This is a genomic window from Bacillus mycoides (assembly GCF_001757995.1).
GTDB classification, from domain to species: domain Bacteria; phylum Bacillota; class Bacilli; order Bacillales; family Bacillaceae_G; genus Bacillus_A; species Bacillus_A mycoides_B.
In genome coordinates this window covers 1-26,205 of the sequence record NZ_LXLV01000029.1, presented here as the reverse complement: position 1 = coordinate 26,205, position 26,205 = coordinate 1, and the positions used below count along the sequence as shown (strand labels likewise).

Here is a 26,205-nt window from a genome sequence, read left to right as displayed (position 1 = left end):
CTTATAAAATAAATACAAATGAAATACAAGAGGAGAGGAAATATGAATGAGAATCAGCAAATGATTATGAATACAAACGAAGTGAGGGAATATTTAGAAGTTAGTAATTTCGTTGTTAATAATTTAATCAAACAGGAAGAATTAGTACCAATCAACAAGGATACATGGCGTTTAGATGGAAGTTTCCTTTTCAAAAGAGAAGATGTGGAAACAATTAAAAAGGGAAGAGAAACGGAAGGTATTACCCTTTACCAAGCTAGTAAAAAATATGGTATAAGTACATATCAATTAGAAAAATGGTTAGGGGATGGGGAATTAGCCACTACTACACGGGAACATCGTAACCGCGAAACTAAATTCATTAGAGAAGAAGAGTTACTTCAAGTTATAAAACAATTTGATCAAGCAAACACGCTATATACATACTCACAAAAGTATAATACAGTCCTTTTCCATAAATATATTCAAAATAATACGATAGCAAGGGTCATTGCTATTCCTAAGCGTGGTGATATTATGTTGATTGATGAATTTGGAAGTGAGTTCACCTTAAATGAAGCTATTAAATCGGGATTCGTACCAGCATACGATCTACCTGATAAACCACGTAGTCATCATCAAAGGTTTGTTAAATTCCGTTTACCTAAGTCCGATCAATTACGCAGCAACTCTTTCCAATTGATTGACTTAATCCTTCAGTACGTATCACCAAGAAACTTAAAGGTTTCAGAAGAGGAGGGTTTTTGGTATTTTGATATACGCCAATCTCTAATTGAATTACCTATGGGTATGCAAATGGAATGGATAGAATACTTAACACCATATATAATAGAAGGAAAATTAATAAAGCGTGTAAATAATAGTATATATTTAGATAGTAGTAGCGTGACAAAACCAGTTACACTTTCTAGCAAAGAATATCAAGCAATTAATAAAATAGTAGGGGAAACCAACACTACCATTGAAGAATTTATTGCATCTGCTATTTGCCAAAAAATAAAAGACTATCAGACTTCATAAAACTAAATCATAAAATAATTTAGTTTTAGTTAAAAAAGACATAAATTATCTATCTACGTTAATGTATGTCTTTTTTGTTTTTACTATCATTTATACAACTAAGATTACTCCCACATCCATCAAGCTAGGAAAAGCAAATATACTGGCTATGTCTTAGAAACAACCATGTAATCGATATTAATGTGTATAGTTGAATGTATCTGAAACTAAAAGATATTCATACTGAAGAAAGGAAAGTGAATGATGCATTTATAAAGAGGCGAAAAAACAAACACTTCGAAACTTCGCACGAAATACCGATTTTACGAAGAATATGATAGTCATATAAAAATCTAATACAGTGTCTAGCGATTTCAAGGTCAGATTCATCGGTTTTAGTATATTTGTATACTCCTATATAATACATATTTTATATAAAAATAATCATATACTGAATTACTCATAAACAATTTTTATAGTGAATTACATTTTAAAGTATAAGCGTTTTTCTTGTGTTGATCTAACTAACTCCTGATTAATCATGATTAAATTAACCAATTCTTATTTTATAGCGACTTTTATACTGTTTTCATGTATTCATTTTGTATGAATTTATATATGAAAATTGTTTATTTACTTACATTTATATGTAATTTTTGTACTAGTTTTTATAGCCTAATACAAATTTATCACCTGGTTATCTATAACTTTTATTAGAATGACTACAATATCCCATTCAATCTCGAGTGAATATTAGTATTCCATAATTTAATTATGTAAATAAGTCTGTGTAAAAATTGAATTTAACGCGAACTTGTGTTCGCGTTATTTTTCTGTTATAGTATATATGAGGTGATTTTTATGGATTACAGCAAACAACGTCAAAAATCCGTACATCGTAAGAAATTATACGAGAATTTAAATGAAATGCCCTTTTACATAGAAGAATTTGTGGAGTACAAAGAATTGCATGATGCCTCTCCCTCTACCCTACTGAATTATGTATATGATTTTAGAGTCTTCTTTAATTGGCTATTATCTGAACAAATTATTGAATTTAAGCCCATTAAAGACATATCCTTCTCTGATTTGGAGAATTTAAGGAAAAAAGATATTGAGAACTTTATGAGATTTCTAAAACTACAACAGAACATGCAAAATTCCTCTGTTAACAGAAAAATTTCAGCTTTAAAATCACTATTTAAGTATCTTACTTCCCTTTCAGAAGATGAAGATGGAGAATGCTATTTTTATAGAAATGTAATGGCTAAAATTGAAATACATAAAGATAAAGAAACGTTAAACGCCCGTGCGAAGCGTATGCGATCTAAAATATTCCATAATGATGACGATCAAGAATTTTTAAATTATGTTAAGTTTGAACATGAAAAAGCTTTAACAAAACATCAATTATTTTATTTTCAAAGAGATAAAGAACGTGATGTTGCTATTCTTTCCCTCTTTCTTGGGAGTGGTATTCGTGTAAGTGAGTTGGCCGATCTTCGTACTGAAGATATCAATTTAAAAGAAAGACTAATTGATGTAATAAGAAAAGGAAATAAAGAAGATTCTGTATGGATTACTCCCATCGCATTGAATGATCTTGAAAAATATTTAGAGATTAGAAATAACAAATATGCTCCAGGGAAAGAATTAAAAAATGTGTTCTTATCAAAGTATAAACATACCGCACAGCCCCTTTCAGTTAGAGCTATCCAAGATATAGTAGAAAAATATACTAAATCCTTTGGTAAAACAATGTCTCCTCATAAATTAAGACATACATTAGCAAATAAGTTATATATGGAAGAAAAAGATTCGTTACAAGTAATGCAACAACTTGGGCATACCAGTCAAGATACAGCTTTGTTATACACTCAACTTGGGGAAACAACTATTAAAGATAGTTTAGGAAGAATAGGAAAGAATAAAGAATAAAAGTTCAGCAATTTTGTATTGCTGAACTTTTATTCTTTCCCCCTTAAACTTAGATTTAAATGCTATTTATTCTTCGTTTCACCTTTAATTTTATTATGTAAAAAATACATAGTTTAAATTCTACTTTAATTGGTATATAAAAACTCTCTCTTGATAGAAATAAATAAAAATTTTAGATTCCTACAATTGTTGTTTACGTTAAATGTGAATTTAGGGTAAACATATTGAAGAGGCTAGTTACAAAGCAGGTGGTAGAAAGGAAAATAGAACTTCAGTAAACATTAATATAAATGTAGACGAACGATTCTCTGATTTAGAAACAATGGAAAAATACGAAGTGATGCAAGATGCTATTACTAAGCTAGATGGATTTTCAATTGAATGCGGGAATAACAACCGTTGCGTTTATGACAATCTCCATATTACTTATGGCAATGACAAATACACGATGGGTGTTTTTGATAAAGAATTAGTTATTAATGATAATAAAAAATACACTAAATCAGATTATTATTCTGATATGAATCAAATAAATAAAATAGAAGAACCTATTACTACGAATTCCGACACAGTTTCTTCTTCACCTAAGGAACAATATGCAAGTAATGGAATAAGCTATACGGTTATATTCGACTTTATGAAACAACAATATAACATCCTTACAAATAACGATGAAAACTACATCCCTGAAGTACACGATCCTCAGGTAGCTTCTTTAACTGCTAAACGTTTTGGAATTACAGCTAAAGAAGCTGGATACATTTACGAGAAAGTACAGATGGATGCTTTTAAATAAAATATAGATTTTAACCATATTTCTCAATGAACAATATAACTTAACGTGGTAAAATAATATTTGGATGGAAGTCCAACACTCATATTAGTATTATTAAAATTAAAGTGGTTATCAAGTCGGAGGAAGGCACCTTAGGGTGTCTTTTCTTTTTTAAGGAATAGCATCAGGACTTCTATTTTATCAACCGAAACCTTGATGCTATCCCAAATCGCTCAAAAAATAAACAAAGATTTTTACATTTCAACTTCACAAAAGTAATTGTACCTCTTTTATTTGTTCTATGTGACGCTGTTCATGCAAATATATTAGTTCTACCCATTGATCAAGAAGTAATTCTCCCAGAGCAGGGTGCTTCACTGACTTTTTTGTCAGTATGGATACATCTTCTACTGTACTAAGGAAAGTCATCAATTTTTTTCTCGAATCGTTCAGCAAATCAATCATTTGCTGAACTTCAAATGGTTCTAAGCTTGGTTCAAGAATTTCTGGAGCTATAAATTTTTTCGTTCTATCTAATAATATAGAATGAATTTCTTGACGTTCTATTTGAAGACTATCAATCTCTTTTAATCCAAACGAAATAACTTTTATAGCTCTTTCATCTAATAAAACTAAGTGATGACAAACTTGTGCAATACTCCATTTATTCATATCCGGCTTACTATTAAATTGAGCATTACTCAATAAAGTAATCTCCTCTAATAGGTTATTTCTCGTTTCATAAAACTTGTCATTTACAAATTTATTCATGAGGTTTCTCCCTTCATCTGAAAGTACATACTTAAATTTCTATTCTGTATATATTCTCTACGACAAAAAAGTTTTCCTTTACTACTCTATGCTAAGGGATAGTATCATCTACCCTATCATTACTCCTATTTATTAGTTCAATATATTGTATCTGGGAGTAAAAGTAAGACTATTACCTATTTTCACACGTATCTCGGCTGTATCCCCAATCATACACACGAACAGGTCTTTGATACGGGTTAGAATTAGGAATTCCGGCATCACGTTTCGCTTTTCGATATGCACCATTACGAGATAATACTTTATCTTGTCTTTCAAGATGGTTTTTATAATTTTCAGCAGCATTAACAGATTTAGCGGCCATTTGCAAAGAATTGAAAAAGAGTGTGTTTTAATCGAAGAATTTTCGAAAAACACACTCTTACTCTGGAACTATTATTTGAATTACTTTATAGCTTTTTACTTATACTTACTATAGAGAATCCCTATATTTTAATCTATTACCCTCTGTTATTGTTTATCTAACGGGATCGAATTTCTATTCCACAAATGAACAATAGTCAACTGTGGAAGTTGAGTCTGTCAGTTACTTGGCATCGATATTATCTCGCTATTTTATCATTTGCTTTTGGAATTGTTTCCTCATTCAAATTACTATGTTTCATCGAATAAATGAAATATAGTATTGCCCCAATAATTATCCAAATACTGAAGTACACCCATGTTCTTAATGGTAAATTTAGCATTAAGAACATGCAACATATAATTGAAATGATTGGTAACACGGGTACAAACGGTACTATAAATCCTCGTTTTAAATTTGGATGTGTTTTACGAAGGATAATAACTGATACACCAACCAGTGCAAATGTTACCAAGCCACCAATATTAACTAAATTCGCTAATTCTTTCAAATCAACAAACCCAGCTATCACAGAGCTCCCTATTCCCGCCAATCCAATTGTAAAGGTTGGTGCTCCAGTCTTCTTATTAATCTTTGCAAGCGATTTTGGTAACAGTCCATCACGACTCATAGCAAAGAAGACTCGTGTTGCAGCATACATAGTTGAGAAAATAACAGCCATAAGGCCAATTACTGCCCCTGCAGCAATTACACCAGCGACTTTCCCTTGTCCTACAACTTCCATTACATAAGCCATTGCTTCAGGGACATTTAATTCTTTATAGGAAACCATCCCTGTCATAACAAGACACACTATTACGTAAATAACTGTACATATGATTAACGATACAATAATACCGATGGGAAGATTACGCTGCGGATCCTTTACTTCTTCTGCCGAAGTTGCTAGAATATCAAATCCCATAAAGGCAAAGAATACGGCTGCTCCACCAGCTAAAACGCCACTTAAACCGAATGGCGTAAACGGTACCCAATTCTCTGGCTTTACATAGAATACACCAACTACAATAAATAATATAACCATTCCAATTTTAATTAACACCATTATGTTATTGATACGTTTACTTTCCTTTGTACCACGTGATAACATCCATGTAATTATTAATGTAATAACCATCGCTGGTAGATTCATAATACCACCTTGTGATGGAATCGTTAACAATGCTTTGGGTATCTCTAATCCCAATCCACTTATTAAGTTGTGGAAATATCCTGTCCATCCACTGGCAACCGCTGCTGTAGCCACGATATAAATTGAGAGTAGCGTCCAACCCACTAAATGTGCCACAAACTCACCAATCGTTGCATAAGAGTACGTATATACACTACCTGAAGTCGGAAGTGCAGATGCAATTTCTGCGTAACATAAAGCGATAAATCCACATACAATTGCTGCAAGTACAAATGAAAAAATAACTGCAGGACCAGCATCTCTTGCTGCTACTAATCCGGTTAACACAAGAACTCCTGTTCCAATTATTGAACCTATCCCTAACATAATTAAATCAAATAATCCTAATGTCTTCGTTAAGTTCTTACTCTTATTATGTTCTAACAGTTGTGTAACAGATTTCTTTTTTAATAGCTTCCTCATATCCTCTGTGTCCCCTTCAAAAAATAAGGTATGTTCTTCTAATACTTGTTTTATGCATAATTTTGTATAGATTTAGCTAATTTAAAACGATTAAATGCTAGTGTTGAGTTATGTGAAATATTTACCAGCACCTTTTCTCCTAATCTTCATAGGAATCAATTCCATAAACACTGAATCATATTGGGTATTTACCTTATTATCTTATCTACCTATCTGATTCATATGGACACTACCAAAAAAGTCTAGAATGTTCTTCTTTTTCTGAAAATTAATAAATCATTTCTTTTGTCGTGTTTTGTCGAATTATATGAATTATTCTAATTAAAGGTGTTGTGTTTGTAAAGTATTATTTTTTAGAAATCTCATACAATAAAAATAGATGCTAGAAAACAGCATCTGTTTTTATTACTAGGGATCTCGCCACATCGCTATCAAGCTAACATTTTGAAGTACCCCAAAAACGAAAATTCACATTTTTACCTTGAGGTACCAATCTTCTCATTTTGGGGTATTGGCTGTTATTAGCTTGATTGTGATGGGACGGAACCCTATTAAAAGCATTTCCCCTTCTAAATATAGAAGGTACTTGCAATTTTATTATGAATTACAGTTGAATTCATGTTACTTAATCGTTCCCATCCCGCCAATTTTAATGTTGACCTTGACGTTTACATCACCCTTTGCTAATTCATTATTCCATTTATTTTGGACTTTTTTCCATTCTGGATATGTGTAAGTTCTTGCATATCCTCCAAGCCCAATAGGGTCGATTTTGGCAGTTTGCATTTTTTGTATTAATTGCTTGAAATCAGCTTCCAGCTTAGTTTCAATCGCTTTTTGCAATTTTGCTGAGTCCTTTTTTGTATTAAACGAAAAAAGCCGTTCTGTAATACCGATTCTCATCTTTACATCTACATTAAATATAAAATGATTATCATATCTTGCCTTTGTCTTTACTTTAATACCATTGGCAGTAAAACTTATCCAATCTTTATCTTGGCTATCCGACTTTAGCTTAATTGGAATTGTGAGTGGAAACTCACCTGTAGTTCTTTGTTGCAAAATGCGTAATAGTTTGGTTTCATCAGATTTTAGCGTTAATTTATACTTTCCTTTTTCATCCAATAACGCTGTACCTGTCACCCAAATTTTATTCTTTTTTTTCACCTCAGTAATATTTGCTGTTACCCCTTTGTCTGCTCTTTGTTCATATAGTTCTTGAAGAGTTGTTTTTACTGTGATATTTCTTAAAGAGGCGGTATCAACTAGTTTTGTTAAATATAGAGGAAGACGCGGCTTATCTTTTGGGTTATAAAAGATGACGTCCGAAACAGGTCCATCTACAGCAACAACCCTTGTGGTAACTGTATTTTTGGGATCTCGGTAAAATGGATCGAGATATTTCATCCAATTTTTTTGTTTCAGTAACCGTTTTCCAACTAGCATAACCTGTGTTTTACTTCCCGAGGTAAGTGCCATAACAGTAGCATCAAATTGGTCTCTAGCTTTTCGAACCGTAGCAGATTTTACACCAGTAGTTTCTTCTTTTATCTTTGCTTCTTTATTGAAAACAGGACTTGATATATACACTAATAAATTATCATTACGATCTAAATCGATGCCAAGAACAAGAGTAAGAGAAACATCTTCAACATTTCTTTGATCAAAGCATCCAGCCATCATGAATACCGATAACAAAATACAACATAGTACTTTTCTTTTCAATGTATCCTCCCCTGGCGAAACTTCTCATATAGACAGCAGTACAGCCATAAAATGATAGGTAATATATAGGTTAATCCTAATCCAGCATTCGAAAATACCTGTTGCCAAATTTCGGCTTCATTCCAACTAGGATGAGTCCAAAATATGATGCCGATAATGAGCAATAAGAGAACAACTACATGAGAGCTATGATCTTGTTTTCCAAGTAATTGGCTTGAACAAAATACAGAACAGTATAGGGCAGGAATCCATGATGTGGAAACAATGGTTAAGTAAACAGCCAATAAAATCATGTCAAAACGTTCTAAAAAACGAAATTCAATTACTTTCACTAAATTTAGTACCGGTTGATTATATTGCGTAATGCTATCAGGGCTAAAATAAGCAAAACAAACAATAGTAGTAAATAAATAAAATAACATCGTTAATGTGTTTGCAATAACCATTCCATGGACTGCATACTGTTTTTTTTGTAAAAAAGGATATAAAAAGAAAGCAATATCAAACCCTAAATAAGCAAAAATAGTGGTCGGTACAGCCGTTAATACAGGTTTCCATCCTTCTTTTAATAGCGGAAAGAAGGGCATCCAACTTCCGTTCTCTTTAAGCGGTATCAAAAAAAACAACGGAATCCAAAGCGCCATATAAAAAAAAAGTTCGGAGTAGCGCCCTATAATACGAGGACCGTTACGCGCAACAAAAAAGGTAGGAATCGAAAACAAAAAGATAACGATATAGTCAGGCGTTTTCGGAAGAAGCCATCCCTTAAGAAAAAGCATAGCGTTTACAAGAACGATACAAGTATAAAAAGCGAAATACATCATGTAAATAACAACGAATGCTTTCCCTACTATTTTTCCAAACAATCGTATAAGAATGTCATAAATCGTGTCCTCGGGATATCTTGCAGCAGTTTTCACGATAAAAACACCTGATATTGTGGAGAATATCCAACCAATCAATATAGCTATCCATCCATCTGTTCCAGCGTTTTCTGCAAGCACGCGCGGAAGTGATAAAACGCCAGTGGCCACCTGCATTCCATTGATTAAAACAATATACTGCATAAGAGTGATGTCATTATAGGCATACTTTTTCATAATTTCACCTTTTATTAGGATTCTTTCCTTGTCGAATAGATTGAATGGTTCCATTACCCTTAGGACGCCTTCTTATTGCCCATAAAGGAAAGCGTAAAAAAGCATCTTTCATATCTGCAAAGCGAAACGGTGCTAATGGCGTTCCGTAAGGAGTACCTAGCGATTCAAGACTGATTAGATGTCCAATTAAAGTCATCCACCCGATAACAAGTCCAACAATTCCAAATAAGGCAGCTGCTAGCATCATCGGAAAGCGTAAAAGTCTTACTGCCGCTCCCATATCATAATTAGGGATAACAAAAGAAGAGATGGCTGTAATAGCAACAACAATAATCATAATGTTGCTTACAATTCCCGCCTGAACAGCCGCCTGTCCAATGACAATACCACCTACAACTCCAACTGTCTGACCGATCGGAGTAGGTATCCGTAAAGCCCCTTCTCTCATCGTTTCCAATGTTATTTCCATAAGTAATGCTTCCATAACTGGAGAAAAGGGTACGCGCGTTCTTGATTCTGCAATAGATAAATACAGCTCTACAGGAATAACTTCAAAATTAAAGGAAATAAAAGCAACATAACTCGCAGGCAAAAATAAAGCAATTATAAAGGAGATAAAACGAAGCATCCGAATAGACGAAGCAACTAGCCACCTTGTACCGTAATCATCCACTCCTTGAAAAAAGGAAATAAAATTTGTTGGAGCAATTAACACATTAGGCGAATGATCCATTACAGTTACAAATCTGCCCTGTAGAATGTGAGATACTGCCAAATCAGGTCTTTCAGTTAATATAAATTGTGGAAACGGTGAGTACGAGTTATCTTCAATGAATTCTATAAGTTCCCCATTACTAGCAACAGCGTCGACTGTAATATTATGAATCCGTGTTTCTAATTCCTTCAGCACATCTTCAGAAGCTACATCTTTCAAATATAAAATAGAAATCCTCGTTTTGCTTCGTACACCAATTACTATTTCTTTTACCGTTAATTCACGATGAGGAATATACCTTCGAATCATTGCGATATTTTGACTTCCGGTTTCTGTAAATCCTTGATGCGCACCTTTTAGAGCTATTTCGTTATGAGCATCTTCAACATTTCTTTGTGGCCGTCCTTTCGTATCCAATTGATGTGCTGTTGTTCGACTGTGGATTAATAAAACACTATCTCCCCCAAAAATAGCATTTTCAATCTGACTCAATGTATTAATAATTTTAATTTGTCCTAATGGAATTGGAAGTTCTTTCTTGGTATCAAAATCACTATTCATCAAAGGACTTAAAACATGATTTTGAATCAATTCTTTATCTGTTAATCCAGACAAATATACTAAAGCGGCTTCTAATCCATCTGCTTTTATTTGAAACCGGCGAATCACTAAATCAGGTGCTTGACGAAATATATTCTGAATATCAGCTATGTTTTTCGATAAATCAGTGCCTAAGAGGGAGTCTTCAATATTTTTTTTCTGAAAATGAGTATTGTCTCGTATTGAAAATGACTTAGGATTGTCTCTATATTTTAAACGCTTCAAAAATTTAGCCATGATTCCCTCACTTTCTATGTACCTTTTATAGTATGTTTAGTATGCATATATTAAGAAAAAATATCCTAATAACTACATAGGTAACATCAGAATTATTACTATAAATTTTTTTGTGATATTTCATAAAAATCTATTTCAAGAATAGTCTTTTAAGTTGATGGATGTGTGGTGCTCCCCCTACTAGTAAAGAAAATATCACTGTTAAAACTTAAGATATACGAAATGTATTGCTGAATCATTTATAAACATTTAAACTATATAAACGGATTAATAAATTTAACAACATGGAGGAACAGAATGAAGAAGTGGACAATTTGGGGAATTATCTTTTATATCCATTCGGTAATACTACTTTACTTAGGATTTGATAGGCTTGGTGGATATCGTATGTCTGATGAATTTAGTGATTTGAATAAATACGTTTACGTAGGCGGAGATGCGTATAATTATATTATCAATTCTAATGTACTTACAGGTTACTTCGTTCTAAGTGGATCATTCTTTGTAGCAGGTACAATGTTAATAGCAACTGGTTCAATCCTAAGAGCTATCAAAGGTGGCCAAGAAGTAAAAACAGAACAGTCTAAGCAAATAGTAAAACAAGATAATACTTTAAGTGTAGAGAAACAATAAATAATTAAAGTTAATTTCACCATTGATAATATTTTTGGTATGATCAATGTATAATAAAATTATAACTCATGTAAGAGTCTAAGCGTTATTTGATCAACGATCGCTCAGGCAATGAGTTATACCCCTTGGAAAAGGTACCTTGCAGCAGGGGTACCTTTTCTTTTATTTTTAGTTATAAAATAGTTTAATTAGAAACTATGTATTTAAAAAGTATGATGATTAAATTGTAATTGAAGTGAACCATATATCCCATATGAATATTTTAAAATATTAGAAAGAAAATCATTTGAGCGATAGCTGGTATACCGATGATAGATAAACACTGCACTCAATTATAATTATATGTAGAAAGATGGAGTAGTCCAAATGAGCTTCCAGACAAAATTAAAGAGGTTGTAATTGAAGTAATAGGACTTATTATGAAGGAACGTATGATTTTGTGCCAAAAGAATAATATAGATACAAACATAATGTTCTCACCAATTAATTGAATTGCAATACCAGGCGTTTTAAGGAATATATTGGTCATCCCTTCATTTTCAATGGGGTTAGATGTTCCGTTGAATGTTGTAAATGATATTAGAACAGACAAAAACAACAACATTATAATGTAAATAATGAAAGCACTGAAGAAAGATATTTTTAGTTGCTGGAAAGTAATTTTTTTTGAAATCAAAATCCTTTGATTCCACATTATGTATAGAAACACAAATGAGATAGGAAACGAAAAATATACTGCTTTAATTATGCATTGCAGCAGTATGTCTATATTATTTATATACCTAAGCGAAAATAAAGGGAAAGGCAAATATACTGTAGCAATACAAAATAAGATTAGTATTAGAAGCTGCAGATACGTTTTAGTTTGCACTAATCAATCTAAGTATGTATTAGCAGCACTAAACGCGTTTAAAGGCCTTTTACATTCCCTAAAAAGAAATTTCATAACACACCTCCATTTTCATTTTGGTAAATACATTTGATTCCAACTCTAACTATCCATTCTTCCCTACTATTACTAAATGTAAGCTCTTAACTGGACATTTCATAAAACTTCACGTACCGAAATTATGAATTATATTTTAAATATAGTTAGTAAGGGATTTTCTATTCCCCCCAAAAAAGCACCCCACTGGATGCTTTTTTTGTTCTCTCTATAATTCGCTTAGTAGTCTCTTTTCCATTTCTAAAAGGTTTGCTTGCTGCACCTTATTAATTTCTTCTATTTTATTTTGACCCCATCCTAAAATCAGCATGGGGTTATGTGTGTTTGAAGTTTTAAAATTAAATTCCTATATAGTCACTCTACACCTGCCCTTTAGTTTAAGTGCAATCCTTCACAAATATTAAATTTTGCTTGGGATTCTTATTCCATTAAATGGTCCAATACAAAAGAAAGAGCACAATTCTTATTAGAGAATTGTGCCCAATTGTTGAAAATCAATTAATTCATTTTTTTTAAACTTCCCCCTATTAAATTTCAATAAGTATAGGTACAATCATTGGTTTTTTCTTAGTATGTGTATATACATATTGTCGTATTGATTTTTTTATTTGTTTTTTCATTACATTCCATTGGTTTCTATTTGCTTCTTGTAGCTCGTTAACAGTTTTTATAGTAAGTCGATTAACGTCTCTTCGGAGTTCCGAGAAATCTCTATCCACAAATCCACGAGAAATGGTATCGGGTTCAGAAATCAGTTTTCCTTCCGATTTGCTCATAGTTAAAACAATCATGAGCATCCCATCCTCTGAAAGTTGTTTGCGGTCTCGTAATACAATTTCCCCAATATTATCGACATCGCCCCCGTCTACGTAGGTATTCCCCACCGGTATTTTCCGGGTCTGACGGGCAATGGTATGTTCAATATCGACGACATCGCCATTATTGATGATAAAAGTGTTTCCTTGCTCTACTCCAACGGATTCACCTAACAAACGGTGATGGTGTAGCATTCTAAATTCACCGTGAATGGGAATAAAATATTTTGGTTTCATTAATGTAAGCATTAGTTTTAAATCTTCTTGATAACCATGGCCAGAAACATGCATTCCGGATGTACTTCCTGATCCATAAATCACTTTGGCTCCAAGGGTAAATAAGTTGTCTACGATACTCGTGATATTTCGTTCATTCCCGGGTATTGGACCTGCTGCAAAGATAACCGTATCTTCAGGTAAAATGTCGACACCGCGAAAGTTTCCTGTGGACAGGCGAGCAAGAGCAGCCAATGGTTCTCCTTGACTCCCCGTGCATAAAATGGCCACCCTTTCAGGAGCCATTTCATTGATTTCATGTGGGGCAATTAACATTCCATCTGGAACTGTTAAATAACCACGTTCCATAGCAACCGCTACGACATTAACCATACTTCGTCCAAGCAACGCCAGTTTTCGATTTGTTTTTTGCGCTGCATTCACGACTTGCTGAACGCGACTAATATTTGAAGCAAAGGTAGAAACAATAACTTTGCGTTCGGCTTTCATGAAAACAGCTTCCACATGTTCACCTACCATTTGTTCCGATGGGGTCAAACCAGGACGCTCTGCATTGGTACTCTCAGACAATAGAAGCAAGACCCCGTCTTTGCCGATTGCAGCCATTTTATGAATATCCGAATTCTCATTATTCGCAGGGGTTAAATCGAACTTGAAGTCCCCCGTATGTACAATATTACCCTCTGGTGTGTGAAAGACTATTCCCAAGCAATCAGGAATACTATGGGTCACTTTGAAAAAACTTACACTTATTTCTCCGATTGTCAAGTTGGAGTTTGAGTTGATTTCAATAAGTTCACTTTCTCCTAGAAGTTTATGTTCTTTTAATTTGATTTCAATTAATCCTAGTGTGAAGCGTGTGGCATAAACGGGTACATTCAATTTTTTTAAGAAGAACGGGATCCCCCCGATATGATCTTCATGTCCATGTGTGACAATTAATGCCCTGACTTTATCTTTATTTTCTACTAAGTAAGCTATATCAGGGATAATCAAATCAATTCCTAATAAACTTTCATCTGGAAACTTATTGCCACAGTCGATAATCACGATATCGTTTGAATATTCGATTGCATACATATTTTTCCCGATTTCATTCAAGCCGCCTAAGGCGAAGATTGATACTGCATTTTCTATTGTACTCAAATTTATATCCTCCCATTTTTAATATAATCTTAGTATGCCCTTTGGATTTCCTTTTATCAGTGGGTTGAATGCTCGAGATTCCTAGAAAAAAGGGAACTTTAGACTTGTTTTTACCTAAATATACTGACTACAACATTGATGTCTTCGTTTCACACATTGTTATCGAGGTCTTTCCTCCCATGGAGACAGCTGCTATTGAAATCACTCATGGTTTTCGATTCTTAATAAAGATGCAATTCTTTTTTAAGAAATGCGCCCGATAATGGAAGATCGTTATGCAGAAGTCATGCGGCACTTACATTGTAGAATAGCCCTCTAAAACAGAAGAAGCTCTCCTCATACTAATTGCATAGCTTAGGGTGAGAACAAATTCTTCTAAATCATATCTACGTGCATTGGAAAAACCGTTGTCTTCACCTTTAACACTGAATCCACATCTCATCAGAACCTTAAGGAATACTTCAAATTATTAGCTTGATGGACATGGGACGACACCCTAATATGCTTGGATTAAAATCATTGCAAACAGCTAAAAAGGTGATTGCAAGAATAGAAGTTATGCATATAATCAAAAAAGGACAAACTCTCCAAGATGAAAAGTTTGTCCAAAACCATGATTTCTTTGGTTCAACAATATAAAATTCAGTTCCGCTAGGAATCTTTCGTTCTTTTTTCATATCGCACTATTTTTGCATCAGAACTAACAATAGTGAATTAGAATAATGACTTAATACTTGCTAGGACAGTAAGGATACCTATAATAATGACAAATACATTGCTCATTTTCCCTCTATATTTAGCTAGTACTGGCACTTTACGAATTGCATACATTGGTAATAAACATAATATAGCAGCAACTAACGGTCCGCTAAGGGCATCAATGATTCCAAGAATACTTGGATTTGCATAAGCAACATACCAGCATGTTAATACGACAAAAGTAAGGATCATTGTCTTAACTGTTTTTTCTCCTATATCTTTCCCGCGTGTTTTACCGGACTTAATAATCATGTCACGCATTACTTCATATGCTCCTATATAATGGCCAAGGAAAGACTTTGTAATAGCCACAAAAGCAATGATAGGAGCTGCAATCGTGATTACAGGCGAATTAAGCTCATTAGCAAGATATGATAGGATTGACAAATTCTGTTCTTTTGCCATCATAAGATCATTTGGAGTCAAACTCAAGGTACTGCTCCAAACAAAGAACATAACAACAGCGAATGTCATGATATAACAAACTTTTTGTATTTGAGCACATTTGGCATCAGTAGCTTCTATTCCATACGTAGCTCTCTGTTTCATAACAAATGACGAAATCATAGGAGAATGATTAAACGAGAATACTATGATTGGTAGTATCATCCATATCGTTCCCAAATATCCTGTTCCTGCTGAAGCAGTAGAAACACTTGAAAAACTAAGCATTGACGTATTCCACTGTGGAATCAAAGATATTGAGATAAAAAGTAGAGAAGCTATGAAAGGATATACTAGCATGCTCATTATCTTTACAGTGATATCTTGACCAAAATTTAGTATAGCGATAAGACCGAGTACTAATACAAGCGATAAAATGGCCCTTGGAGGCTCCTGCATGTGCAATTGATGCACGATAAAACTACTTGCAGTATTTGTAAGTGCAACAGAATACATTAGCACGATTGTATAAATTGAGACGAAATATACTATGTTAAAAATGATACTTGCCTTATTTCCAAAATACTCTCTTATTGTACCTGTAATCCCCTCTTCAGCAGAATTGGAAGCATATATCATTTTAGCAAGCGCCCTATGTGAGTAATACATAACTGGATATGCAAGTAATGTAATTAGTAGTAATGATAATAACCCTCCTGAACCTGCATTAATCGGTAAAAAGAGTACTCCTGCTCCAATGGCTGTTCCAAAAAGGCTCAATGCCCAGGTAGTATCCTGTTTATGCCACTTTGTAGGATCTGGATATTCCTCATTTTTTACTGCAGTATTTTCAGCCTGAAATTCTATTTTTTTTGCAGTATTCCCATTCATATAATAATTCCTCCTTGTGTCCTATTCTTCCGTCTCTTTTTAAGGCTTAGGAATATAGACCGTTCTTGAAAAATGAATTGCTTACAAAGTACGCCACATCGTGTGTCCTTCTTCTAAGTTGATCAAAATCGAAAAATTCGCTAGTCATCAACCTGATGGGTTTGTTAGCTCTTACAAAACACTTTAATTATATAGTAGTATATCTTAGTGATAATGGCTCTCAATATACAGACATCCTTAGGAGAACAATAGAGAATAGGATTGTTAACTATTTCACAATATTTCCGATATCTGTTTATTAATTTGATTGTTTCTCCCCAAAGATTTTATTTTTAATGGCAATCCCTGTAGGTGTGGCCGCAATTCCGCCTAAACCTGTCTCTCTTAATTCGCGAGGCATCTGTCTTCCAACTCTATACATCGCTTCAATAACTTCGTCTGCATTGATGATATTGTTTACGCCGGCTAATGCGATGTCTGATGCTGCCAAAGCATTTGCCGTTCCAATGGCGTTTCTCTTTACACAAGGAATTTCTACCAAACCAGCGACCGGATCACAAACTAGACCGAGTAAATTTTGTAATGCGGTTGAGAAAGCTTCAGAAGATTGCTGTGGCGTTCCTCCGGCAGCTTCTACTGCTGCTGCAGCCGCCATTGCTGAGGCACTGCCTACTTCAGCTTGACATCCTCCGTACGCTCCTGAAATACAAGCGTTATTTGCGACTATCGTTCCAAATAACGCTGAAGTGAATAGAAAATGGATCATATCTTCATGAGTTAACTGCAACGTATCTTTAATACTATATAGGACTCCCGGGATCGTCCCACTCGCACCTGCTGTTGGGGTTGCACAAATAGCCCCTAATGCAGCATTTACTTCATTAACACCGATAGCACTTTGAATCCCTAACACCATCAAATCTCCAGAAAGAGTTTTCCTATTTTCTCGATAGTTTTTAATTTTAACAGCATCACCTCCGGTTAAACCGGTCGGAGAAAATACCCCGTCGCCCTCGATACTTTTATTTATGGCATTTTCCATAGTCGCTAAATTTCTTTCCATTTTACTCCAAACTTCTTCATAAGAAGTTTTAGTTTGTTCGATTTCCTGTTCGATTGCTAATTCATAAATTGGCTTTTGGCTTTTATTAGCTGCATCCACAATTTCTTTTATGGTCATATACATATTTTTTCACCCCTTAAAGTAACTAAAGAATAATGATATTAGCTATATTGCTTAAATTTCCTAATTCCTTCTGAACATAACCAGGCAATAGCGAATCCAAAGCGAATGCATATAAATATTTTCTGTTTTCTTCTAAACTATGAAAGTTGTTAATTTCCACATCATATTGTTTAAAGATCCTGCGTAAGACAAATTCAAAGTCAGCTCTTTCGGAAATCGCAATAATAACTGGCAATGGCCCCTGCAGATCTAAGCTAAATCCGTCAATTTCAACATGTTTGACTTCAATTAATCCACCGCCGACCGAAATACCCATCGTTCTAATACTTCGGCTTTCATCCTCTAAATATACATCTGCCGTATTTGGATGACCAGCAGGACTATCACCCGCTTTTTCAATAAAGGTAATGTCAATTCCTTTAGATTCTGCTATTTTAATAGCATCTGGCACTTTGCTGTCATCGGCAGCAAATCCTAATATCCCAGCAATAATTGCAAAATCAGTTCCGTGTCCTTTATGGGTTTCAGCAAATGATTCATAATACCTTACCACGACTTTTTTTGGAAGACCTTGAAATAATTTATTGGCAACTGTCCCAATAGCCAAAGCACCTGCAGTATGTGAACTTGAAGGACCTATCATTACCGGCCCAATCACATCAAAACAACTTTTGTATTTAACAACCTTTTTTTCTTTAATAGATGCTACATTCATGTTCATATAAGCACCCCCATAATTTATTATTTTTAATTGCAGTTGAATCTAAGTTATTAGAATGACCAATTCAAAATAAGATCGAGTTGATAACGTTTTCATTTTTCATGTTAATAAATTTCCCTTCTGACCACACACCTTTCTTAGAGTAATCGTATCAGTATGTCCAATTTTAGAAGGTTACTTGCAAGGTCTTTAGAATTTTTGCACCAGAACTAGGTTTGATATTTTCTCTAGAGGTAATAGATTATCTCTAGACGCCCTCATTATAACTTGTATATTTATGAGTTTAATATTTTTTTATTTTCAGAAAGATTGAATAAACAGAATCTTGAATGGATAATAAATTACACTTGGCATGTAGCAATTGTGTCCATTGTTTGAAGCTGTATTAGTTAGTAGAAAAGCAAAAATAACACAGAGTTCCTTTCATTAACACATTGATTATATTGGAAAATCATTATAAAGATACTTATACTTTCCTTTGTTGAAACATCTTATTTTAGACGTGAAAGCTGTTGCAATAAATGATTAATGTAGATGGAAAGGAATAAATTAATGAAATATAAAATCTTTTTCGGATATTCATGATACATTTTGTATTTATATACATTTTCAGAAAAAAGGAACTTCTTTTTGGGGTAGAACCACATCGCTATCAAGCTAAGATTTTGAAGACCCCCCAAAACGAAATTTTATCTCGCTACAGTTAGTTACTTATAAGAATTTAGATTCGTTTGAGATAACAATAAATTTCTTAACTTGATGGTGATGAAGCGAGACCTCGTTTAGAAAAAGCATCCTATTTGGATGCTTTTTCTAAATGAATATATTACTATCTAACTGCTGCTATTGATCGTCTCAAAAAATCCAGTAACTTCATCATAAAAAATACTCCTAGATTTATCTAGGAGCATTTTTTATGAAACAGTATTTTTTATTTGCTTATGAACCACTTTATTATAGCAGCCATGTTTTACTACTTGCCTAACATCATCTACTTCTATTCCCATTATCTCTGAAATATCTACAACAATTGTATTCTGTAGAACACTCACTACATATCCCATTAATTGCAAATTAGAATTTTTACGATATGAAAATTGAACGTAATTCCCAATGGTTACCTTTATTTTATACTCCATTTGGTACCCTCTGAATCATCTTTTTCACTTAACTTAGTGTACCATCTCCAATTGCTGCGTAATTTTTCTGTCTAACTTTTCGGGTTCAGTTCATTATATTTTCTACTTTGTCTTTATATACAACATATTCTTTCCCATCCACTACTGCTACCACTGCAAATTCATCTTTTGGATTGAATGAAAGCCAGTCAGCCCACATGTTTGTATTTGGTCCTCCACTCCACATATTATGAACAGTATTTTTAGTTAAATTCATAACTTTATAAGACGCATTTGGTGCATTTGTTCCAGTCTTTATTTCAAATGTGTATGCGTTATGAATTTTTTTATAAAAATAGAAAACGTTTGATGGACGAAGCTGATTCATAAAATCCTGTTCTTTTTTCTCTGCAATTTTTATCCCTTCTTGTAATGTGACAACATCTGTTCTTAATGTTTTCCAACTGTCTTTAGCTGCATTCAAGTTAGGGGCTAAGAATTTATATCTATTTTGATCGGCTTTTTGATTAGCTTTATCAATATGTCCCAGTACGCCCGAATATTGAGAGTCTAAATCATCCCATTGCGTGGACATATAAGTAAGAGCAGTAATAGCATTATCAATCGCACTATGCATATCACTAATATTATGAAACGCAACTCCTACTACACGATTTAATGTTATCTTATAATCTACATTCTGACGTAATTTTGCTAATTCCGGCTCTAGCCAGCCTAACTTACCTCTTGCATCACCTATCATTATCCCACCAGCAATCAATGTGGGAAGAAAGGGGATCTTTACCATGTCTAATCCCTTAGATTCTATGTCTTTCTGATAGTTTACTTGCCCTAAAAGGTCCTCTAGACGCTTTTGATCATCCTCTACCGCAGCTCCTTGGTTTTTTAAAATAGACTGCAAGGTCTCTTTATGGCTCCCAAATACTCTAACATCTTCTCCAATAGCATTTTTAAATTTAGTTAATTCTTCTATTAATACTTTTGCAGACTTTTGATTTTGTTGAATTTCCTCCCGTAAATCCGTAATCCCTTTTTTTAAAGTATCTCCATTCCCAGTATTGATCGCCTCTACTAATGTTTCATAATGATTTTCAAATTTTGTATCGTATTCAATAATACCTGTCAATGTATCTAAAAGCTGTTTTTTTACTTTCGTATTCCATGAAACTGCATGTGCTCTTGCATTCTTTTGATCTTGTACAATTTTACTAGGTAAATCTGCATATCCATTAATAGTAATTCCTTCAAAACTCACATCTGGATTATTAATTAACAAATAAGAATATTCATTCATAGATTTTACAAATAACCCAGCATTTTGCACAGTTTTTTTCATCTGTTCTTCATTTGCTGAAAGAGACATATCTCCATTGTTAGTTTGTTCAATTTCACTTGCAAAAGCTGCTACTGGTGTAACTGCATAAGTTGTTGTCATAGTTAAAAATGTCGATACAGCGATTAGTTTGTAAGGAATTTTTTTCATCATTTCATATTCCTCCTATATAGGGTTTGATTTCAAGTTCTATTCTTCTTTAAAAGCGATGTCTTTCGAAATGAGTTCTACATCTTTTATAAGTATCATTCTAACTTTCTTTAGCAGCCTTTAAATCATCAAGTATTATAGAAAATCTATGTTGTTGCATAGAGTCTAGATATTATCAAGCAAATCTTTATAATCTGTCTCCAATTAATCGGTTCTGTTGCAAAGTTTTAAAAAACAAGTAAAGCTGCACGGTTATCTTTTTATTTAGATGAAATTTATATATAAGTGAAAGGCGAAGTCATTAATGAGACTCCGCCTTTCTGGGGTATAATGATTTATTAATTGTTGCATTACTATTTAACAACGTAATCATAGATTCTCTATGTTTTAGGTGACTTTGCAACAAAACTAATATTTTCTTATTTTTGCGGAGTAACAGGCTCCACTTTTAATTCTTTGATTCCTTCTTTTAAAGTGACCGCATCTGTGTGCAATGTTTTCCAACTGTCTTTAGCTGCATTCAAGTTAGGTTTTAAGAATTTAAATTTATTTTGATCAGCTTTTTGAGATGCAGTTTCAATATGTCCAAGTACTCCCGAATATTGAGAATCTAAATCATGCCATTGCGTGGACATATAAGTAAGAGAATTAATAGCATCATCAAGTGCCTTATGCATTTCATTAATATTATTGTAAGCAACTCCAACTACACGATTTAATGTTACTTTATAATCTACAGTCTGACGTAATTGTGCTAATAAAGGCTCTAACTTGCCTAAATTATCTCTTGCTACACCCACTATAATACCGCCAATTATCGGTAGGCCCAAAATGGCACCCTTCATTACATTAAACCCATCAGATTCTAATTGTTTATAATAGTTTACTGATCCTAAAACTTCATCTAGACGCTTTTGATCGGCCTCCACATCAACTCCTTGGTTTTTTAAAATCGATTGCAAGAGATCTTTATTACTTCCAAATGCTCTAACATCTTGTCCAATAGCGTCTCTTAATTTAGTTAATTCTTGTATTAATTGTTGTGCTTGCTTTTGGTTTTGTTGAATCTCACCTCGTAAATCTGTAATGCCTTCTTTTAAAGTTTCTCCATCACCTGTATTAATCGCATCTACCATTGTTTCATAATAATTGTCAAATGTTGTGTCGTATTCAACAATGCCTGTCAATGTATCTAAAAGCTGTTTTTTTACTTGTGTATCCCATGTAAGAGCATGTGCTCTTGCATTCTTTTGATCTTGTACAATTCTACCAGGTAAATCTACATATCCATTAATAGTAATCCCTTCAAAGTTCACATCTGGATTTTTAATTAACATATAAGAATAAGCATTCATAGATTTTGCAAATAACCCAGCCTTTTGCAAGGTTTCTTTCATCTTCACTTCATTTGTTGAAAGAGACATATCTCCATTATTTGTTTGTTCAATTCCGCTTGCAAAAGTTGCTACTGGTGAAACAACAGAAGTTGTTGTCAAAGTTAAAAACGTCGATACAGCGAGTAGTTTATAAGGGATTTTCTTCATCATTTCATATTCCTCCTATATAGGTCTTAATTTTCAGTTCTATTCTTGTTTAAAAGCGATGTCTTTCGAAATGAATTCTGCATCTTTATGAATATCATTCCAGCTTTGTTTAGCAGCTTTTAAATCATCAGGTATTAAAGAGAATTTATGTTCTTGCATAGAGTCGATATTATCAAGTAAATCTGTATAGTTGGCCCCCATTGTATTCCATTGTTTTTGAATATTTGTTAGAGACAGTATCGCTTGATCCACTGTCTGATACAGATATGCCAAAGTGTCTTTCGCGTTAGTAATCGAAATAACTGCTTGGCTAGCGAGATCAGCTTTCGTACTTAATTCTCCGATTTTTTTAGAAATTTCGTTATAAGAGTTCATATGATTAGACGCCGTGACACCAGCTGCTGTTCCTAAACCAATACCAGCTGCACCAAGAGCTGTAAGGCCACCAACAACAGCCGGTGTTGCTGTACCGCCAGTCACAACAATTACTACCGCTCCTCCAATAGCTGCAATAACTAAAATAGCTGCTCCCAATCCACCACCAATTGACCATGCTAATACATCATCAAAATGTTTTTTCTGAGTAGAACGGAGTTGCTCAACTTCAGCTTGAAGTTGTGGAATTGTTGCCTGCTGACCTGCTAATATTGCCGTTAATCCACCTTTACCATCTGGGCCACCAACATTATTTTTAAAATCTGTAGAATTTTGATATAGTTTCCCTTTGAAGTCTTGTAACATCTTAATTACATCTGTAACTTCTTTTGAATTTGTATTAATTGTAGTGATTAAATCATTTATGCCCTCTTTTAGGCCTGCCTTATCTTTCTTTTGTACAGTATCTACTAATGTGTCGTAATAATTTTGAAATTGTTCATCGTAATTTACAATATTACGTGCTGTTTTTTGAATCTGCGGTTTTGCTGTATCTAGCCAATAATTCGCATTGATTCGAGATAGTTCCTGATTAAGGTGAATATTTTTGATTAATTCTCCCCCTTCTGAACCTAAATCAATATTGGATAAATTTACATTCGGTTGCTTAATCATTGTTTTTGCGTACAAATCCATTACAAGAATATGAGATCCTGTTTCAGCCAATGCTTTCTTCAGTCCTTCAGGCCCTAAAGCATAATTCCCTATTTTCTGTTCTTGAGCGGTCTGTTCTTGTGCAAATGCATGAATAGTGTTACCGGTAGTAGAAGTTATAACCGTTGCCAGTGTGGCTAAAGTTAACACTTTAAATGGAAATTTCTTCATATCTATTTTCCTCCCTATTTTTCGATAGATTCTTATAACCTTCATGTTTTTATGAATTCCTAATATTAAAATTTATAAACCTGCTCTTCAAGATAACTTGTCATGTTTTTTAATCTTCTTAATGTATCTTTTTGAGACTCCTGGTTAGTAGTATCAACATTAGTAGATAAAGTTGTAATACTATTTTTTATTAGATTCAAATCTTCTTTATAGCGTTTCATTAAATCAAGTTCTACATCCACTTGATTTGCAAACGTATGCAAATCATTTTGCATAAGAAGAAGCATTGATTTTTGTAAATCTGCTATTGATAGTTTCGTTGTTAAATCATATAATTTTTGGTTTTGTGTTTCTAAATCATCTAAATGTGCTCGCTGTTCTGCTGTTAGTTTATTTACTTCAGCGAAGGCACCAAATGTTTTCTTAATTTTTTCAGTGTCAATAGCTTTCATCAAGTCATACTCTTGCGTTTTTGCGGCTGCAGCTGCAGCTATTTCACCTTGTTTGCTTTTCTCAATTGCTTCACGAGCTGCTTTTTTTGCAGAATCAATCTCTAAAGCAGTTTTACCCTTTTCCTTCGCTTCTTGCGCTGCTTTTGTCTCTGCTTCTAAAATAGAGTTGTTAATTTCTTTTCCTTTGTTATACGCTGCCAACCCTGCTTGGGCAGCCGGTTCAATGATTTCTTTTGAAAGACTATAGACTTCTTTGAATATAACAAATCCTTGTTCATTTAAAGCTCCTGGTACTAATGCTATTTGTTGTAAATCATTTTGAATTGCTTTTTTTGTATTTAGTAATTCATTTTTTAGCTGGTCTATTTTCCCTGTTCCGTCTGAACTTAGTACATCCTGTGCTTTTGTCACATCAGTATCGAGATCTTTAAGTTTTTTATCAAGCTGTAATTTAAGGTCTGTTAATTCATTAATCTGACGTTGTACATTGTCTTGGTTCGTCATAGCCATTTCTTGAAGAACTTCAAGTCTATCCACAAAACCTTCTTTATCTTCTTTATTGTCTACAAACGCTTTTAATGTTGGATAATAGCTATTAAATTTAGTTACAAACCCTTTACTTTTTGAATTTACTAGAATTAAATGTGGATAAAGTTCTGATGACCATTCCTTCATATCTTGCTTGATTAGGGATTGATTTGTATTTAAAGCTGGGACTTCCTCAAGCTGTACATTAGGACTCATTAAAGCTTGATCAATATATGTTTGGATTAATTTAGATTGTGCACCTAATTTTCGTAAGGATGAGGAAATATCCGTATTCTCTTGTTGCGTTTCTGCCTGAACGATTGGCATTGCGAGAGTATTGATAGGAATAGTCGCCCCAGTAACTATTGATGTTATTAAAAAACCTTTAATTATTTTATTTTTCATTCCGTACACCTCTTCACTATTGTCTGTTTACAATCTTATATATACATCTTGAACGACCTAACGCTAGGCCCTTTTCTTGCACATACTTGAGGAAGGAGAATTCTTTCGGATAGAGAGTGTTAAACCCTCGTTATTATTTACTTCTTATAGAATGTAAGGACCTTACTTCCCCCTCATTTAAATACTATGTTTTACACAAGTTAACAATAAAAGTTCATCACCTATATTTAAATTAGCTGCCAAATGAATAGTATAATATTGATTTTTCTCTGGGGTTGCTGCTTGACTTACAGAAGCCCAGATAGATAAACCCATTGCTTCTACTGCTAACCCTGCCATGACTTTTTTGATGATAATTTCATAATATCTCTCCTAGTTTTGTCGCAAGGGCCCTACAAGATTACAAAAGATGAAATTATACTGTACATTGCTTATACTTTTCTTGCGGAATAAAATCACTTTTGCTATGTAGAAACTTGAAACACTTTTTTTACAAATGTGATACTTTTGAGTTCTAGACCCTTTTGAAATTAACTGAGTATTAAGATAATTAGTCTCGACATAATGTTACTTGCAACTTTACTAAACACCTATTAGCGTAATCTTCTCCTTTCTGTGTGGTCATACCAGTTATGTTGTTCATTAAAACATTAAATTTCCAATGCGTAAATAGCAAAATCTTGTCGAATATACTCGATAATTTATTTGTTAAGTACTAATATGAGCGAAAAATATTATACTAATAAAATTAATGTTGAATTTTATCTTTGTAATTGCAATGATTACAAATTAATATAT

General features: G+C 33.5%; 21 protein-coding genes and 1 pseudogene. 5 read left to right on the top strand and 17 right to left on the bottom strand.

Annotated elements, in window-relative coordinates:
• The first annotated feature begins 42 nt into the window (after positions 1-42).
• The 3 genes from BWGOE10_RS11780 (at position 43) to BWGOE10_RS33380 (ending at position 3,733) form a co-directional block, all read left to right on the top strand.
• Positions 43-1,020: a DNA-binding protein gene (locus tag BWGOE10_RS11780; protein ID WP_070146085.1), complete on the top strand. Its 978-nt coding sequence runs from the start codon at positions 43-45 to the stop codon at positions 1,018-1,020.
• Between the two features lie 840 nt (positions 1,021-1,860).
• Positions 1,861-2,937 carry a tyrosine recombinase XerS gene (xerS, locus tag BWGOE10_RS11775; RefSeq protein ID WP_070144165.1) on the top strand — a complete coding sequence of 359 codons (1,077 nt, stop codon included), beginning with the start codon at positions 1,861-1,863 and terminating at the stop codon, positions 2,935-2,937.
• A gap of 322 nt (positions 2,938-3,259) precedes the next feature.
• A complete protein-coding gene (locus BWGOE10_RS33380) occupies positions 3,260-3,733 on the top strand; it encodes a hypothetical protein (RefSeq protein WP_236735968.1) in 474 nt (157 codons plus the stop codon).
• Between the two features lie 246 nt (positions 3,734-3,979).
• Here BWGOE10_RS33380 and BWGOE10_RS11765 read toward each other — a convergent pair whose 3' ends face one another.
• From BWGOE10_RS11765 to BWGOE10_RS11745, 6 genes are all read right to left on the bottom strand, one after another.
• A complete protein-coding gene (locus BWGOE10_RS11765; RefSeq protein ID WP_070144166.1) occupies positions 3,980-4,483 on the bottom strand; it encodes a DinB family protein in 504 nt (167 codons plus the stop codon).
• Between the two features lie 172 nt (positions 4,484-4,655).
• Entirely contained in the window at positions 4,656-4,847 is a 192-nt protein-coding gene (locus tag BWGOE10_RS29910) for a hypothetical protein (protein ID WP_131798961.1), read from the bottom strand.
• Between the two features lie 238 nt (positions 4,848-5,085).
• Entirely contained in the window at positions 5,086-6,501 is a 1,416-nt protein-coding gene (locus BWGOE10_RS11760; RefSeq protein ID WP_070144167.1) for an amino acid permease, read from the bottom strand.
• A gap of 621 nt (positions 6,502-7,122) precedes the next feature.
• On the bottom strand, positions 7,123-8,226 hold the full coding sequence (locus BWGOE10_RS11755) for a Ger(x)C family spore germination protein (protein ID WP_070144168.1): 1,104 nt from the start codon (positions 8,224-8,226) through the stop codon (positions 7,123-7,125).
• The gene (locus BWGOE10_RS11750; RefSeq protein WP_033711196.1) at positions 8,223-9,326 is read right to left on the bottom strand and encodes a GerAB/ArcD/ProY family transporter; all 1,104 of its coding nucleotides are present in this window, start codon (positions 9,324-9,326) and stop codon (positions 8,223-8,225) included. Before BWGOE10_RS11750 ends, BWGOE10_RS11755 begins: the two co-directional genes overlap by 4 nt.
• A gap of 4 nt (positions 9,327-9,330) precedes the next feature.
• Positions 9,331-10,878 (bottom strand): spore germination protein, encoded by a 1,548-nt coding sequence (locus BWGOE10_RS11745; protein ID WP_070144169.1) that lies wholly within the window; start codon positions 10,876-10,878, stop codon positions 9,331-9,333.
• Between the two features lie 297 nt (positions 10,879-11,175).
• Here BWGOE10_RS11745 and BWGOE10_RS11740 point away from each other — a divergent pair, with 297 nt between their 5' ends.
• On the top strand, positions 11,176-11,511 hold the full coding sequence (locus BWGOE10_RS11740) for a hypothetical protein (protein ID WP_070144170.1): 336 nt from the start codon (positions 11,176-11,178) through the stop codon (positions 11,509-11,511).
• 184 nt (positions 11,512-11,695) lie between these two features.
• Here BWGOE10_RS11740 and BWGOE10_RS33810 read toward each other — a convergent pair.
• A pseudogene (locus BWGOE10_RS33810) lies at positions 11,696-12,457 on the bottom strand (hypothetical protein).
• Positions 12,458-12,984: 527 nt separating this feature from the next.
• On the bottom strand, positions 12,985-14,655 hold the full coding sequence (locus BWGOE10_RS11735) for a ribonuclease J (RefSeq protein ID WP_070144171.1): 1,671 nt from the start codon (positions 14,653-14,655) through the stop codon (positions 12,985-12,987).
• Positions 14,656-15,156: 501 nt separating this feature from the next.
• Here BWGOE10_RS11735 and BWGOE10_RS31425 point away from each other — a divergent pair.
• Entirely contained in the window at positions 15,157-15,294 is a 138-nt protein-coding gene (locus BWGOE10_RS31425; RefSeq protein ID WP_033711909.1) for a hypothetical protein, read from the top strand.
• A 75-nt stretch (positions 15,295-15,369) separates the two neighbouring features.
• Here the strand turns inward: BWGOE10_RS31425 and BWGOE10_RS11725 are convergent, their stop codons facing one another.
• From BWGOE10_RS11725 to BWGOE10_RS32845, 9 genes are all read right to left on the bottom strand, one after another.
• The gene (locus BWGOE10_RS11725) at positions 15,370-16,689 is read right to left on the bottom strand and encodes an aromatic amino acid transport family protein (protein ID WP_070144172.1); all 1,320 of its coding nucleotides are present in this window, start codon (positions 16,687-16,689) and stop codon (positions 15,370-15,372) included.
• A 298-nt stretch (positions 16,690-16,987) separates the two neighbouring features.
• Positions 16,988-17,875 carry an L-serine ammonia-lyase, iron-sulfur-dependent, subunit alpha gene (gene sdaAA / locus BWGOE10_RS11720; protein ID WP_070144173.1) on the bottom strand — a complete coding sequence of 296 codons (888 nt, stop codon included), beginning with the start codon at positions 17,873-17,875 and terminating at the stop codon, positions 16,988-16,990.
• A 22-nt stretch (positions 17,876-17,897) separates the two neighbouring features.
• Complete coding sequence (gene sdaAB / locus BWGOE10_RS11715) at positions 17,898-18,596, bottom strand: L-serine ammonia-lyase, iron-sulfur-dependent subunit beta (RefSeq protein WP_002120784.1); 699 nt, start codon at positions 18,594-18,596, stop codon at positions 17,898-17,900.
• Positions 18,597-19,510: 914 nt separating this feature from the next.
• A complete protein-coding gene (locus BWGOE10_RS11710) occupies positions 19,511-19,735 on the bottom strand; it encodes a DUF2187 domain-containing protein (protein ID WP_002144097.1) in 225 nt (74 codons plus the stop codon).
• 85 nt (positions 19,736-19,820) lie between these two features.
• Positions 19,821-21,221: an HBL/NHE enterotoxin family protein gene (locus BWGOE10_RS11705; RefSeq protein ID WP_070144174.1), complete on the bottom strand. Its 1,401-nt coding sequence runs from the start codon at positions 21,219-21,221 to the stop codon at positions 19,821-19,823.
• Between the two features lie 416 nt (positions 21,222-21,637).
• Positions 21,638-22,765, bottom strand: coding sequence for a hemolytic enterotoxin HBL binding subunit HblB (gene hblB / locus BWGOE10_RS11700; RefSeq protein WP_070144175.1), 1,128 nt, complete (start codon positions 22,763-22,765; stop codon positions 21,638-21,640).
• A 36-nt stretch (positions 22,766-22,801) separates the two neighbouring features.
• Positions 22,802-24,022 (bottom strand): hemolytic enterotoxin HBL lytic component L1, encoded by a 1,221-nt coding sequence (gene hblD / locus BWGOE10_RS11695; protein WP_070144176.1) that lies wholly within the window; start codon positions 24,020-24,022, stop codon positions 22,802-22,804.
• Positions 24,023-24,087: 65 nt separating this feature from the next.
• On the bottom strand, positions 24,088-25,407 hold the full coding sequence (locus BWGOE10_RS11690) for an HBL/NHE enterotoxin family protein (protein WP_070144177.1): 1,320 nt from the start codon (positions 25,405-25,407) through the stop codon (positions 24,088-24,090).
• 177 nt (positions 25,408-25,584) lie between these two features.
• A complete protein-coding gene (locus BWGOE10_RS32845; RefSeq protein WP_171903108.1) occupies positions 25,585-25,746 on the bottom strand; it encodes a hypothetical protein in 162 nt (53 codons plus the stop codon).
• Positions 25,747-26,205 lie beyond the last annotated feature (459 nt).

What these genes read in the sequence shown, in the direction of transcription:
- BWGOE10_RS11780 (WP_070146085.1), top strand. Translation starts at nt 43, where the DNA reads ATGAATGAGAATCAGCAAATGATTATGAATACAAACGAAGTGAGGGAA.
- xerS (WP_070144165.1), top strand. Translation starts at nt 1,861, where the DNA reads ATGGATTACAGCAAACAACGTCAAAAATCCGTACATCGTAAGAAATTA.
- BWGOE10_RS33380 (WP_236735968.1), top strand. Translation starts at nt 3,260, where the DNA reads ATGGAAAAATACGAAGTGATGCAAGATGCTATTACTAAGCTAGATGGA.
- BWGOE10_RS11765 (WP_070144166.1), bottom strand. Translation starts at nt 4,483, where the DNA reads ATGAATAAATTTGTAAATGACAAGTTTTATGAAACGAGAAATAACCTA.
- BWGOE10_RS29910 (WP_131798961.1), bottom strand. Translation starts at nt 4,847, where the DNA reads ATGGCCGCTAAATCTGTTAATGCTGCTGAAAATTATAAAAACCATCTT.
- BWGOE10_RS11760 (WP_070144167.1), bottom strand. Translation starts at nt 6,501, where the DNA reads ATGAGGAAGCTATTAAAAAAGAAATCTGTTACACAACTGTTAGAACAT.
- BWGOE10_RS11750 (WP_033711196.1), bottom strand. Translation starts at nt 9,326, where the DNA reads ATGAAAAAGTATGCCTATAATGACATCACTCTTATGCAGTATATTGTT.
- BWGOE10_RS11745 (WP_070144169.1), bottom strand. Translation starts at nt 10,878, where the DNA reads ATGGCTAAATTTTTGAAGCGTTTAAAATATAGAGACAATCCTAAGTCA.
- BWGOE10_RS11740 (WP_070144170.1), top strand. Translation starts at nt 11,176, where the DNA reads ATGAAGAAGTGGACAATTTGGGGAATTATCTTTTATATCCATTCGGTA.
- BWGOE10_RS31425 (WP_033711909.1), top strand. Translation starts at nt 15,157, where the DNA reads ATGCTTGGATTAAAATCATTGCAAACAGCTAAAAAGGTGATTGCAAGA.
- BWGOE10_RS11725 (WP_070144172.1), bottom strand. Translation starts at nt 16,689, where the DNA reads ATGAATGGGAATACTGCAAAAAAAATAGAATTTCAGGCTGAAAATACT.
- sdaAA (WP_070144173.1), bottom strand. Translation starts at nt 17,875, where the DNA reads ATGTATATGACCATAAAAGAAATTGTGGATGCAGCTAATAAAAGCCAA.
- sdaAB (WP_002120784.1), bottom strand. Translation starts at nt 18,596, where the DNA reads ATGAACATGAATGTAGCATCTATTAAAGAAAAAAAGGTTGTTAAATAC.
- BWGOE10_RS11710 (WP_002144097.1), bottom strand. Translation starts at nt 19,735, where the DNA reads ATGGAGTATAAAATAAAGGTAACCATTGGGAATTACGTTCAATTTTCA.
- BWGOE10_RS11705 (WP_070144174.1), bottom strand. Translation starts at nt 21,221, where the DNA reads ATGATGAAAAAAATTCCTTACAAACTAATCGCTGTATCGACATTTTTA.
- hblB (WP_070144175.1), bottom strand. Translation starts at nt 22,765, where the DNA reads ATGATGAAGAAAATCCCTTATAAACTACTCGCTGTATCGACGTTTTTA.
- hblD (WP_070144176.1), bottom strand. Translation starts at nt 24,022, where the DNA reads ATGAAGAAATTTCCATTTAAAGTGTTAACTTTAGCCACACTGGCAACG.
- BWGOE10_RS11690 (WP_070144177.1), bottom strand. Translation starts at nt 25,407, where the DNA reads ATGAAAAATAAAATAATTAAAGGTTTTTTAATAACATCAATAGTTACT.
- BWGOE10_RS32845 (WP_171903108.1), bottom strand. Translation starts at nt 25,746, where the DNA reads ATGGCAGGGTTAGCAGTAGAAGCAATGGGTTTATCTATCTGGGCTTCT.